This window comes from Flagellimonas oceani, assembly GCF_011068285.1.
GTDB lineage: Bacteria > Bacteroidota > Bacteroidia > Flavobacteriales > Flavobacteriaceae > Flagellimonas > Flagellimonas oceani.
In genome coordinates this window covers 662,501-675,643 of the sequence record NZ_CP049616.1, presented here as the reverse complement: position 1 = coordinate 675,643, position 13,143 = coordinate 662,501, and the positions used below count along the sequence as shown (strand labels likewise).

The following is a 13,143-nucleotide window of genomic DNA, read 5'->3' as shown; positions in this document are numbered from 1 at the left end:
ACATTTAGTAAAAGTAACAAGGAAAAATTGCTGATATGTTATCGAGAACCCCATCATTAATTTCAACCATACAATTTAGGACGCCATTTCTGTGTATCATTTGCATCTTGGCCATGTTGGTCCCGAAGGAAACCTTTGCATTTCAGCAAAATGACACTGTTGCTGACTACAATGAGTACAGTGGAGAGGTAAAGGAGGCATCTAGCAATAAATCCTTGGTCTTTGCCACCCTTACCGTGGAAGGAACAAACATCAGCACCATTACCAACACCGAAGGCAATTTTCTTTTAAAGGTGCCCAAAGAGCATATCGGTAAAAATTTGGTCGTCTCCTTCTTGGGCTATAAGACCAAAACGGTGCCCATTTCCAGTTTGGCACGTGAGGACAACGAAATCTCTTTGGAAGTTTCGGTGACACAACTTTCGGAAATAAACATCAATGCGCCCAAGGATGCGTTGGCACTGGTAAAGGAGACATTAAAGAACAGGGACGAAAACTACTTTCAAGATCCCTCCCTAATGACCGCATTTTATAGGGAAACCATAAAAAGGCGCAGAAAGAACGTCTCCTTGGCCGAAGCAGTGGTGAACGTATACAAAACGCCCTACAATATTGTCAGGGAAGATGCCGTTGAGCTCTACAAGGCCAGAAAAAGCACGGACTACAGTAAGTTGGACACCGTAGCGCTGAAACTGCAAGGAGGGCCGTACAATACCCTTTATGTGGATATGATGAAATATCCCGAGTACATCTTTTCCGAAGAATCCCTTACCAATTACAAGTTTACCTTCGACCGTTCCACAAGGACCAACGACAGATTGATATATGTTATCAGATTCAACCAGTATGAAGGGATTTTGGAGCCATTGTACCAGGGCGAGCTTTATATTGATGTTGAGAACAAAATACTTACAGGCGCCATTTTTTCATTGAACATTACCGACAGGGACCAGGCCGCACAGCTCTTTGTACGTAGAAAACCTGCCAAAGTGGATGTCTGGCCCACCGAAGTATCCTATCGGGTAGATTACCGCGAAAAAAATGGCAAATGGCATTACGGCTACAGCAGTGTTTTTATGGAATTCAAAGTGGATTGGGCCGATAAATGGTTCAACTCACAATACAGCATGACGGCTGAAATGGCCATCACCGATTGGGAGACCGTCGGCAAGGACGAAAGACCAAAGTATCGACAACGCATCCGAAAATCGATTATTCTGAGCGATGAGGCTTCGGGATTTTCCGACCCTGACTTTTGGGGCGAGTACAACATTATCGAACCCGAAAAGTCCATTGAATCCGCCATAAGAAAAATCCAACGACAATTAAGGCGAGACGAAAGAAACAGCGAATAGTTTATGTTTTTCTTCCAAATTTTGTGCATTTTTATCCTTGTGTTGCTTAATCCAGATTTAAATGTCCAAAAGAAGAAGTTTTTTAAAGTCTGCCACCGCCCTTGGTGCCGCAGCCCTTTTGCATCAAACTAGTTGGGGCAACGAGTCATATGCCAAAACCAAGGTAAAACCTAAAAAATTGAATCCGGGCGATACTATTGGCCTTGTGGCACCGGGTTTTGCCATCAAATTGGAAGAACTCTACCTAGCCGTGGATACTTTACAAAAAATGGGCTTTAAGACCCATTACACCGACCGTATTAAAGGTAACTACGGTTATTTTAGCAACACCGACGAGGAACGGGCAAACGATGTGAACGAAATGTTCGCCAACCCCGATATCGATGCCATACTCTGTGCCCGTGGCGGATATGGATGTACCCGGATTTTGGGCATGCTGGACTACGACGCTATTGAGAAAAACCCAAAAGCACTGATAGGCTTCAGCGACATTACCGCACTGATCAACACTATTTATAAAAAAACCGGTCTTGTGGGATTCCATGGCCCAGTGGGCAAAACGCTGGACGATGAGTACAGCCAACTCTATTTTAAAAAGGTTTTGATGGAGCCACAAGAGACCCTGCCCATTAAAAATGCCATTTTAAAGGACCCAAAACAATACCGCAATAGCGAATACTACCGCTACACCATTACCCCCGGCGTTGCACAAGGAGAGCTCATTGGAGGTAGTTTGACCTTGGTGACCGCCATGATCGGCACCCCTTACGAACTTGATTTTACGGATAAACTTGTTTTTCTGGAAGATGTGGAAGAAGCTCCCTATCGGATGGACCGCATGTTGACACAACTTTCCGAAGTGGATAGTTTTCCAAAGGCCAAAGGGATCATCTTTGGGGTGTGCAAAGGGTGCGACCGTAAACGAACCACCGAAAACTTTACGTTGAGGGAAGTAATCATGGACAGAATTTCACCTTTGAACATACCTGCGGTATATGGGATGAGCTTTGGACATATTCCCCAAAACTCAACCCTTCCAATAGGCATAAATGCCAGTTTTAACGCCTATAAAAAACAGCTTCGTTTACTCGAGGCCGCTGTAAGTCAATAACATTTAGTCAATTGATTTACTTCATCTTACCATTCAAAATAATTTTTCCAACTGTCGGTTTTTTCAAAAAAAAGACGATATTAGCCTTTGTATTATAATACAACCTCACCAAAAAGTACAAATCAACCCCGCCCAAATCTGACTTGTAATTTCTTAACCTAATATATAATGAAACATGTACTTCCTAGGTTCGCAAGACCTATTAAAAGTGAGAACGCCCCGCTTATGGACGTTTCTTACTGGAGCAAGGCTATTGATGCCTACGATGCCAAAGAACATCGAACGGCATTGATTGAGACCATCAACTACATCAATTCAAATGTACTTAAAGGCCATTCTTCCGATAAGGATATTGAGGTCGCTCAAGGACAAGGTTCGGCGGAGATCCGCATTTCCATAACCAAGGACATCTTATCCATTAAAGTCCCTTTTGTAAAAACAACCGAAAAGACCAATAAGATTGCTTTGTTCAGAAGAGTGGCAGAAATCAATTTCAATCCTTTGACATTGGCACAGATTCATCTAAGGAACAATGCGCTTTGGTTTGAATATGAAACACCTATAGAGCTTTGCCAACCCTATAAAGTTTATGACTTGTTAAGGGAAATAAGCGTTTATGCCGATAATTACGATGATGAATTCATAGAAAAATACAACGCTGAGTTCTACAAAGAACCAAGAACGACCCCATTATCCGAAGAGGAGAAAGAAGCTGTTTGGCAGCAAATCAGTGACATTTTGGAGGATTATAACAATTACAGCCTTCTTTTTAAAGAGAAAAGATGGAACGATTTTCAATGGGACATTATCGTGATTTCCTTGCTAAAAATCGTCAATATTCCCTGTGTTCATGGAACACTAAGAACCAAATTGGAAGAATATGTGAACAACCTGTTCAATGGGCAAATCGATTTTAACCATAGGATCGATAAAGGAGTGAACTTTATGCAAAAGCTCCTTACCAAACCCAAAGAGGAGTTTATGGAGGATATATACCATGCCGAAGCATTGATATCCCTCAAATGGCGAAGTTCCACCGAAATTTTGCAGGACTATGCCAAGAACTTGGAGCAATATGTCAATTCTTATGTAAAAGAAAACAACAATTTGATGCTCTGCTATTATCTGCAATATTCCTTTTTAAAAATGATATACAATTACAATTTGGAGGAACGTCACCAAAATGTCATATACGATACCTTGGAAAAAATTTCCGGTAAGGAGCTGCATGATGCCAGGCCAATCTTACTCAATACATTCAATGCCTTTTTGAACGGTACGGCGGGCAATACCGGTGAAAAGAAAAAAGAAAAAAGGGGCCTCTTCTCAAAATTATTCAGCTAACCAAAACAAAATAAAGTGGAAAACATAAGAAAATCGGTTTTTAAAATAGTAACGGCTTCTGGAACTGGAAGTGGTTTTACAGTAAGCGGCCATGATCACATCATTACCAATTACCACGTAATCAAAGGAGAAAAAATAGTCGCCGTTGAAGATTATAAAAAAGATAGGCATGTCGCAAAGGTTGTTATGGTAAACCCTGAAGTTGACCTTGCCTTTTTGAGCATTGATGGGTTCAAGAACGTAAACACAGATATTTCGCTGCAAGAAGAAATTGTAATTGCAAACACGCAAAGAATCTTTATAAACGGTTATCCGTTCGGCATGCCCTATACCATTACGGAGGGGATTGTATCAGCGACAAGTCAACCTATGGGCAGTAGAAGTTATATCCAGACCGATGCAGCGGTCAACCCTGGAAATTCTGGTGGGCCCATGCTCAACGAAGCTGGTGTACTGGTCGGTGTGACCACATCAAAATTCAATAATGCCGATAACGTGGGGTTTGGAATCAAACATGTGGATTTGATAAAAGAGATGAGCGACTTTGGCTTACTTCAAAACAAAACCACCTACAACGTAAAATGTAATTCCTGCGATAACTATACCGATCAAGAATCTGAGTTTTGTATCCATTGTGGAAACAATATGGATATCTCCATTTGGGAAGAATTTGAAAAAAGTCATTTCGCTCAATTTGTAGAAAGTGCGTTGACAGATTTGGGCATTAACCCGGTTCTGGGACGTGCAGGCAGGGATTTTTGGGAATTCCATCAAGGAAGTGCGCTAATCAGGATTTTTGTTTTTAAAAGAGATTACTTGGTGGCAACTTCACCCATGAACAATCTCCCCAAACAGAATATTCAAGAATTGCTGACACATTTGTTGGAAGCCAACGTAGCACCCTATTATTTGGGCATTCATCAAAACCAAATTTATATTTCGTACAGGGTACATCTTTCCGATATATTTACGGATCATGCAGATACCGTAAAGGAAAATCTAAAGAATCTGGCCTTGAAAGCTGATGACCTAGATAACTTTTTTGCTGATGAATATGGTTGCGAAATGTCCATTGAATCTAAGGAAGATTTCTAATAAAAAGGGCGGTGATATCACCGCCCTTTTTTTATGCTCAAATTCTACTTAGAAAATTCATCCAGGGTTTTAATAATAATGGACGCGCAATCCATCAGTTGCTCCCGGTTCATCACCAAAGGTGGTGCAAAACGGATAATATTTCCATGTGTTGGTTTGGCAAGAAGTCCATTCTCCTTTAGCGCCATACAAATGTCCCACGCCGTGGAACTATCTTCTGTATCGTTGATCACAATAGCATTCAACAATCCTTTGCCCCTCACCTTGACTACCAAATCGCAGGAAGGGATAAACTTGTTCAGCTCCTCGCGGAACAGTTCGCCCAATTCCTCTGCATTCTGTGCCAAATTTTCTTCTTTGATAACCTCCAAAGCGGCAGTGCTTACTGCAGCAGCTACCGGATTGCCCCCAAAAGTACTTCCATGGCTTCCCGGCGTAATTACTTCCATAATATGATCATTGGCCAAAACTCCGGAAACTGGATAAACCCCGCCTGAAAGCGCCTTGCCCAAAATTAAAATATCAGGTTTTACATTTTCATGGTCAACGGCCAGCATCTTACCGGTTCTTGCTATACCAGTTTGTACTTCATCAGCAATAAAAAGCACATTATATTTTTCACAAAGGGCCTTTGCCTCTTTTAAGTATCCATCTGAAGGCACATAAACGCCCGCTTCCCCTTGAATGGGTTCCACCAAGAACCCTGCAACGTGCGGATTACTTTTTAGTGCATTCTCCAAACTTGTCAAATTATCATACTCGATTTTTACAAATCCTTCGGTATACGGACCATAATTCTCACGAGCCACTTCATCATTCGAAAAAGAAATAATGGTGGTGGTCCTTCCATGAAAATTATTTTCACATACGATTATTTTCGCTTGGTTCTCGGGGATACCTTTCTTTTGGTAGGCCCATCTTCTACAGATTTTCAAGGCGGTCTCTACAGCTTCTGCCCCAGTGTTCATGGGCAACAACTTATCAAAACCAAAAGTTTCCGCCGCATATTTCTCATATTTGCCCAACATATCGTTGTAAAATGCGCGGGAAGTCAACGTCAATGTTCTTGCCTGCTCCACCATGGCCCCCACAATTTTTGGGTGACAATGTCCCTGATTCACGGCAGAATACGCGGAAAGAAAATCGTAGTATTTTTTTCCTTCCACATCCCACACATACACGCCCTCGCCCCTGCTCAAAACCACGGGTAACGGGTGATAGTTGTGCGCTCCGTACTTGTTTTCCAAATCTATCGCTTGCTGCGATGTTAAATGCTCTAAAACAGCCATTTCATTAAATGATTAAAATTGATAAAATAACCATTCCTACTGTACCTTTATTCTTTCGAAGTCTCGAAAAAGCAGCGTGGGAGAGAAATCATCCCTTGGAGTGCCCGCAAATTACAAATTAATTGATGAAAACGTAATTTTTCCATACCCGATTCCCTTGCTTTTCACCTAAAGTTTACATGCAATTTAAGAAGCTACGTTCCGTGAAATACCAAAAAGAACTTACTTTTGCGGCATGCGTAAAAACAGAAGGAGAAAAACGTTCGAGAACGTAGAGGTTATCGATGCCGGAGCAAAGGGAAAATCCGTGGGCAAGGCCCCTGACGGACGTGTTATTTTTTTGACCAACGCCGTGCCCGGTGATGTGGTGGACGTAATGACCACCAAAAAAAGAAAAGCCTATTTTGAGGGCGTTGCCACCAATTTCCACACCCTTTCCGATAGAAGAACCGAGCCCGTCTGTCAACATTTTGGGACCTGCGGCGGTTGCAAATGGCAACATATGGGCTACGAACACCAACTCTATTTTAAACAAAAAGAGGTGGAAAACAACCTAAAGCGTATTGGCAACCTAGAGCTGCCTGAGACCACTCCTATCCTCGGGTCCAAAGAGCAATATTTTTATAGGAACAAAATGGAATTCTCATTTTCAGATAGCCGCTGGTTGACTCAAAAAGAAATCAATTCGGATGTGGACATAGAGGATAGAAATGCTCTGGGCTTCCATATTCCGGGAATGTGGGACAAGATTTTGGACATTAAAAAATGCCACCTACAGCAAGACCCATCCAACGCAATACGACTGGAAACCAAAAACTTTGCGAACAAAAACGGGCTTCCCTTTTTTAATCCAAGAAAACAGGAAGGACTTTTACGGACCTTGATGATACGCACATCATCGACCGGGGAAATTATGGTACTTATTCAATTCTTTGAAGAGGATACCGAAAAAAGGGAATTGCTCCTAAATCATTTAAAAGAAACTTTTCCGGAGATAACCGCGCTGCTCTATGTCATCAATTCAAAAGGAAACGATACCATTTATGATCAAGAGGTCATCTGCTTTGCAGGTCGAGACCATATTTTTGAAGAAATGGAGGGGCTTCAGTTTAAAATCAATGCAAAATCCTTCTATCAGACCAACTCCGCTCAGGCGTATGAACTTTATAAGGTAGCTAGGGATTTTGCAGGTTTGAAGGGAGACGAACTCGTATACGATTTATACACCGGAACGGGAACCATTGCACAATTTGTCTCGAAAAACGCTAAAAAAGTGGTCGGAGTGGAATCCGTTCCAGAAGCCATTGAAGATGCCAAGGCCAATGCGTTGCACAACAACATCTCCAATGTGGATTTCTATGTGGGTGACATGAAAAATGTGTTCAACGATGATTTTATCGCTACGCATGGCCAACCCGATGTAATCATTACCGACCCTCCGCGGGACGGGATGCACAAACAGGTGGTAGAACAATTGCTCCAAGTGGCACCTCCAAAAATTGTTTACGTAAGTTGTAACAGCGCAACCCAAGCCAGGGATTTGGCACTTATGAAAGAACAATACAAAGTCACCAAAGTGCAGCCCGTGGATATGTTCCCGCAGACACATCACGTTGAAAATGTTGTACTTTTGGAAAAACGGGTATAATTTTTGACATAAAACCCATATTTATCCTAATGAAGAAAATCATCCCCATCCTACTAATAGCTTCGGTGCTCTTTTATGTGTCATCTTGCGAAAAGGACGATATATGTGTTGACGGAGATACACCGCTCATGATCATCGGTTTTTATGATATTGAAGATACCACGGCTTTTAAAGCCGTTCAATCCATACGCATCAGGAGTATCGATATAGACAGTATTTTGTCCAACCAATCCTTTAATGACAGGTCCAACATCCCGGATTCTTTGCAGGTACCATTAAGAAGCACTGCCACGACCACTATGTATCAAATTATTTCAGAATCTGCCGATGATGAGGAAACGGAACTGGAAACCGGTAACATTGACACATTGACCATTTCTTATGAACTTGGAGAAGCCTTTATATCAAGGGCCTGCGGATTTGTGACCAATTACAACAACATATCCGTTGCCGTTACGGCAGGTGCAGAAAACTGGATTCAAGATATCAAGGTTGTCCAACCGAATGTACAAAACACCGATAGCATCCATGTCAAAATATTTCATTAGCATTTTAATCGGACTGCTTCCGATTTTGGTAAAGGCACAAACCGAACCCATAGATTTAACGCAAAAAGATACCGTAGTCTACAAAGATTCTTATGGACTTCGCGTAGGGGCGGACATTAGCAAATTGGTGCTATCCTTTGCGGATGAGGATTATACCGGACTGGAATTAGTGGGAGACTATCGATTGACCCGAAAATTGTATCTGGCCGCAGAAATTGGCAACGAGACCAAAAAACAGGACGAAAGCCTAAACAATACCATTTTATACGACTACGAAACATCCGGAAGTTATATAAAAGCCGGTGTGGATATGAATACCTACACCAATTGGTACGGTATGAACAATGCCATTACCATTGGAGGCCGATATGCCGTGGCAAGTTTTAGCCAGACGCTTAACAACTATAGCCTCTATGAGACCAATCAATTTTTTAACCCTGTGTTTTTGCCGGGTGAAAATCCCAATAGGGAATTTAGCGGGCTATCGGCCTCTTGGCTCGAATTTGTGGTGGGTACAAAAGTGGAACTGTTTGCCAATATTTTTGTGGGCATGAGCGCTCGGCTTGGCTTTCTCGTGACCAATTCGGAAGATGAACAATTTCCAAACCTATGGATTCCAGGTTTCAACAAGGTAACGGACGGAAGCAATTTTGGAGTGAACTACAACTACTCCATCAGCTATTTTATCCCTCTTTACAAAAAGGACAAAAAGAAAAAGGAAGAAAACGATCAGTAGCATGAAAACCACCCCAATCGATTATATCGAGTTCAAGTCCACCGATATAAAAAGCACCAAAGTATTTTACTCCAGCATATTTGGTTGGGCCTTTACCGATTATGGCCCAAACTATACCGCATTTTCCGAAAGTGGGGTTGCAGGTGGTTTTGAACTGACCACTGCCCCGATCGTGAATGGAGCACTTGTTGTACTATATCACGACAATTTGGAAGAAATTCTCGAAAAAGTAATCAAAGCCGGGGGAATAATCACCAAAGAAATTTTTGGATTTCCAGGAGGAAAGAGGTTTCATTTTACCGACCCATCCGGCAACGAGCTTGCCATTTGGTCAGAAAAGTAAAAGGAGCCACTTGGACTCCTTTCACAAAATTTGGTTGAGTTAGTTAGTCGTGTTTTAAACACATCTTCAAATCTAAACAATTCTTTTGCATTATGCCAAATGTATTTTTTGCAAAAACAAGCTTTTTTTGTTGCATGCACAACTAATTATCCTCGCTATACTTGGCTTTTTTGCTCCCCTCATAAATATCATACTTCACCAATCGGGCCTCGAGCTTACCATTAAAAGTCTTTATTTTTTTTGATGTTTTTAGGCCAATATGCTTTAGGGCCTCCAAATTGGATGTGATGAGCCAAGCGTCGGTACCCGGATAAATCTGTTTAAACGTATCCCCGATTTTACCATAAAAAATTTCCATATCAATAGGCAATCGTTCCCCATATGGCGGGTTGAACAACATATGCAGCTTCCCTTCGAGGGGCTTATCCACCCTAAAAAAGTCTTTGCGCTCAATTGTAATGTAATCGGATAGGTTGGCATGGTCCACATTTTCTTGGGCTTTCCTCACAGCGGAAGGTGCCTTATCGTAGCCAATGATCTTATGGTGGAACTCGCGGACCTTTTTTAAGCTCGCTTCTACAATTTTCTGGTAAAGGTCGGCATCGTAATCCTTCCAATTCATAAATGCATAGGACTCCCTATTAATGTTCGCCGGAATATTGCAGGCAATCATCGCTGCTTCTATGAGAAAGGTTCCGCTTCCGCACATGGGATCAAAAAAATTGGATTGTCCATCCCATCCGGTTTTAAGCAACAAACCTGCGGCCAAAACCTCGTTGATCGGGGCTATATTCGTTAAAATACGGTATCCCCGCTGATGAAGAGAATTTCCCGAACTGTCCAAAGATACGGTGCAGGTATTGTTATAAATATGGATATTGATCCGGATATCCGGGTCTTGCGTCTTTACATTCGGGCGATCCCGCACTACCTCCCTAAACTTGTCCACAATGGCATCTTTGGCCTTTAGGGAAACAAACATGGTATTATCAAAAACCTTGGTATTGGCAATACTGTCAATGGCAAAAGTTTTGTCAACATCAAAAATACTTGGCCAATCCATATCGTAAATATGCCGGTAAAGGTCTTTTTCATTAAATACCCGAAACGTATTGATTGGTTTAAAAACTTTTAAAGCTGTCCTAAGGCACAAGTTTGCCTTGTACATAAAACCTGTATCGCCCTCAAAGGACACATTCCGAACACCTTCTTCCACATAGCCGGCACCCAAATTACGAAGCTCTTTTGCCAAAATTGGTTCGAATCCGTACAGGGTCTTGGCCATCATCTTAAAATTTCCCTCCATGTTCTTGTAATTTCTTTCGGCAAAAATAGACTATTTTTGCTCCTTTAATTCCCACTATGGATTTTCCTTCCGCTATCATCTATATCGTCCCCATTTTGGCTGTTTGGGCAGGTTTTGGGTTTGTTTGGTTTACCAAGCCGGAGAACACGGACAATATAAAGCTCTTACTTGCTTTTAGCGGGGCATTTTTATTGTCGCTCACTTTTTATCATTTATTGCCCAGTGTTTATAGTGGGAACAATCCTAAAATTATCGCTCTTTATATTCTGGGAGGAATATTTTTGCAGGTTTTCCTTGAGTTTTTTTCAAAGGGGGCCGAACATGGGCACATGCATATTCATTTACAGGAAAACAAATTCCCTGTATTGTTGTTTGCCAGTCTCTCCATACACGCACTGGTCGAAGGTGTTCCAATACATGGGAACGATTCCATCCTCTACGGTATTATTATTCACAAGATTCCGATAGCCATTATCCTGAGCATCTTTTTGATCAACTCCAAAATGAAGATGTCCACTACCCTTTTGTTCATTGGCGCTTTTTCCTTGATGACACCATTGGGAAGTTATCTTTCCACATCGACCTGGGTGGCGGATTACGGCGATTTGCTCACCGCATTGGCCATTGGGGTATTTTTTCACATATCCACCATTATTTTGTTTGAAAGTTCGCAGGGACACGCCTTTAACCTTCGAAAATTAATGGTAATCGTTCTGGGAATTGGGAGCGCCTATTTGGTATAAACCCGAGTCTCATGATTTTCAAACAAAGCTTTTTGCCTTAAGATGAGATGAAATACACCTTCTAATGCCTCAATATCTTTTTGTTCCCTAGTATTTGTTATGATGTAGGTCTCGGGGTGGGCTTGAATATGCCGCTGAAGCTCCTGTATATTATCAAAAACAGGTAGTGTCCGTTCTAAATTTATGGGGAATGCACTATCAAACCTTTTAAATGCTACAAATTGTGCATCTGTTGGAACCGTGTTCATTACCATGGAGACCGGACTCTGCGAAGTAAGGACAGGGTAAATAATCCCAAATAGGGAAAATGCCAGTAAAATCCACCCACAAGCTATACTCATAAAAGCAGTTTTAAGTCTATCCGTATGATAAAAATAAAACCCGAGAATCGCTGATGCCGGGGCAAATAAAAGAAATAGACTTACGTGTCTCTGAACCGTCAATTGTTTTTCAATAGTCAATCCAATCCATCCACCAATAGGAAGTACGATACCGATCACCAATAAAAAAATGAGGCTGACCGTCATTGATTTTGCCTTTTTTCCCAATAAAAACATCTTGTATATATAAAAACCTATCAAAATGCCCACAAAAGAATAGGATGGCATAGGATAGTTGGGAAGTTTGGTACTGGAAATGCTAAAAAATATGATGGTAATTGCAGAGACAACAAAAGAAAACAATATAAAATCGTTCTCTTTTCTAGCCTTCCAAGCGGCTACAAATCCCTGAACAATAAACACGGAGAACGGAAGCAACCCTAGAATTACATACAAAGGGGTTAGGATAAACAAACCTCCATGGCCCTCCTTTTCGGAACCGAACCTGGACAAATTGTGATCAATGAAAAAACCGCGGGTCCATTCCCCATTGGTGTGCTGATGTACCAAAACATACCACGGTCCCGCTATTAAAAGAATCAACAATATTCCCAAAAATGGTCGAAGCCCAAGGATAGTACCAATATTGAATTCATTTCTGAAAATTAAAAATATAGGGACGATAAGTCCCGGCAATACTAATGCAATAGGCCCTTTGGTCAAAACCCCCAAGGCGATTGCCCCATAAAATACCAATAACCAACTCCTTTGTTTTGTCCTATAATAACTGTAAAACGAAAACAGTGACAGCGTTATAAAAAATATCAGATAAGGGTCGGGTACCGCCAGATGAAATTCCTGTACAAAAAATAATGCCGACAGCAACACCATGGCAACAATTAGGGCCAACGTCCTGTTTTGGTGCTCTTTTAAATGCCAGTAAGTCGTAAAAATGGTTAAGGCTCCAAAAACTCCAGAAAAAAATCGGGCTCCGAATGCATTTACCCCGAATAGTTTATAGCCAAAAATCATAAAATAATAATGGAGCGGCGGTTTATCTGTTCTGATCTGGCCGTTAAAAAAAGGAACTATAAAATTTCCTGTTTCCAACATTTCGCGTGCAGCTTCGGCGTTTCTGGCTTCATCCAAAATATAGATGGGGTACAGACCAATAAAGGATGTACAGATCAATACTCCTAAAAGGAAAATAATCCAACCATCATATTTCTGCCAAAACTTCATTGGGAATACAATTGTCTCAAATTATTCATTAAAAAGTTGTTTTAATGCGTTTTGGGTTGTCCG

General features: G+C 41.4%; 13 protein-coding genes (1 of these 13 running past the window's edge). 9 read left to right on the top strand and 4 right to left on the bottom strand.

The features are described from left to right. Nucleotides 1–35: 35 nt before the first annotated feature. The 4 genes from GVT53_RS03170 (at nt 36) to GVT53_RS03155 (ending at nt 4,905) form a co-directional block, all read left to right on the top strand. Nucleotides 36–1,355 (top strand): carboxypeptidase-like regulatory domain-containing protein, encoded by a 1,320-nt coding sequence (locus GVT53_RS03170; protein ID WP_166247382.1) that lies wholly within the window; start codon nt 36–38, stop codon nt 1,353–1,355. Nucleotides 1,356–1,416: 61 nt separating this feature from the next. Continuing rightward, nucleotides 1,417–2,466, top strand: coding sequence for a S66 peptidase family protein (locus GVT53_RS03165; RefSeq protein WP_166247381.1), 1,050 nt, complete (start codon nt 1,417–1,419; stop codon nt 2,464–2,466). A 168-nt stretch (nt 2,467–2,634) separates the two neighbouring features. Further along, the gene (locus GVT53_RS03160; RefSeq protein WP_166247380.1) at nt 2,635–3,810 is read left to right on the top strand and encodes a YbjN domain-containing protein; all 1,176 of its coding nucleotides are present in this window, start codon (nt 2,635–2,637) and stop codon (nt 3,808–3,810) included. A 15-nt stretch (nt 3,811–3,825) separates the two neighbouring features. Beyond that, complete coding sequence (locus GVT53_RS03155) at nt 3,826–4,905, top strand: trypsin-like peptidase domain-containing protein (RefSeq protein ID WP_166247379.1); 1,080 nt, start codon at nt 3,826–3,828, stop codon at nt 4,903–4,905. Between the two features lie 44 nt (nt 4,906–4,949). On the opposite strand, the gene rocD is transcribed toward GVT53_RS03155, so the two are convergent. After that, nucleotides 4,950–6,194 (bottom strand): ornithine--oxo-acid transaminase, encoded by a 1,245-nt coding sequence (rocD, locus tag GVT53_RS03150; RefSeq protein WP_166247378.1) that lies wholly within the window; start codon nt 6,192–6,194, stop codon nt 4,950–4,952. Between the two features lie 235 nt (nt 6,195–6,429). On the opposite strand from rocD, the gene rlmD reads away from it, so the two are divergent. Genes rlmD through GVT53_RS03130 form a run of 4 tightly spaced genes read left to right on the top strand, consistent with a single transcriptional unit; the run spans nt 6,430 to nt 9,469 of the window. Beyond that, a complete protein-coding gene (rlmD, locus tag GVT53_RS03145) occupies nt 6,430–7,842 on the top strand; it encodes a 23S rRNA (uracil(1939)-C(5))-methyltransferase RlmD (protein WP_166247377.1) in 1,413 nt (470 codons plus the stop codon). Between the two features lie 29 nt (nt 7,843–7,871). Next, nucleotides 7,872–8,390, top strand: a complete 519-nt coding sequence (locus tag GVT53_RS03140; RefSeq protein WP_166247376.1) for a DUF6452 family protein — start codon at nt 7,872–7,874, stop codon at nt 8,388–8,390. After that, nucleotides 8,371–9,126, top strand: a complete 756-nt coding sequence (locus GVT53_RS03135; protein WP_166247375.1) for a DUF6048 family protein — start codon at nt 8,371–8,373, stop codon at nt 9,124–9,126. The genes GVT53_RS03140 and GVT53_RS03135 overlap by 20 nt, the downstream gene beginning before the upstream one ends. Nucleotide 9,127: 1 nt before the next feature. Then, nucleotides 9,128–9,469: a VOC family protein gene (locus GVT53_RS03130; protein ID WP_166247374.1), complete on the top strand. Its 342-nt coding sequence runs from the start codon at nt 9,128–9,130 to the stop codon at nt 9,467–9,469. A gap of 142 nt (nt 9,470–9,611) precedes the next feature. Here GVT53_RS03130 and GVT53_RS03125 read toward each other — a convergent pair whose 3' ends face one another. Then, nucleotides 9,612–10,775, bottom strand: coding sequence for a THUMP domain-containing class I SAM-dependent RNA methyltransferase (locus GVT53_RS03125; RefSeq protein WP_166247373.1), 1,164 nt, complete (start codon nt 10,773–10,775; stop codon nt 9,612–9,614). Nucleotides 10,776–10,831: 56 nt separating this feature from the next. Between GVT53_RS03125 and GVT53_RS03120 the strand changes: the two genes are divergently transcribed. After that, nucleotides 10,832–11,518, top strand: a complete 687-nt coding sequence (locus GVT53_RS03120) for a ZIP family metal transporter (protein ID WP_166247372.1) — start codon at nt 10,832–10,834, stop codon at nt 11,516–11,518. On the opposite strand, the gene GVT53_RS03115 is transcribed toward GVT53_RS03120, so the two are convergent. Both GVT53_RS03115 and GVT53_RS03110 read right to left on the bottom strand, forming a co-directional pair. Further along, nucleotides 11,506–13,080, bottom strand: a complete 1,575-nt coding sequence (locus GVT53_RS03115) for an ArnT family glycosyltransferase (protein WP_166247371.1) — start codon at nt 13,078–13,080, stop codon at nt 11,506–11,508. The two genes, GVT53_RS03120 and GVT53_RS03115, sit on opposite strands and share 13 nt — an antisense overlap. A gap of 21 nt (nt 13,081–13,101) precedes the next feature. Then, on the bottom strand, nt 13,102–13,143 hold the end of the coding sequence (locus tag GVT53_RS03110; RefSeq protein WP_166247370.1) for a phosphatase PAP2 family protein. Its footprint extends 645 nt past the window's final position; the window shows 42 of its 687 coding nt (coding positions 646–687); its start codon lies beyond the right edge, outside the window; the stop codon is at nt 13,102–13,104.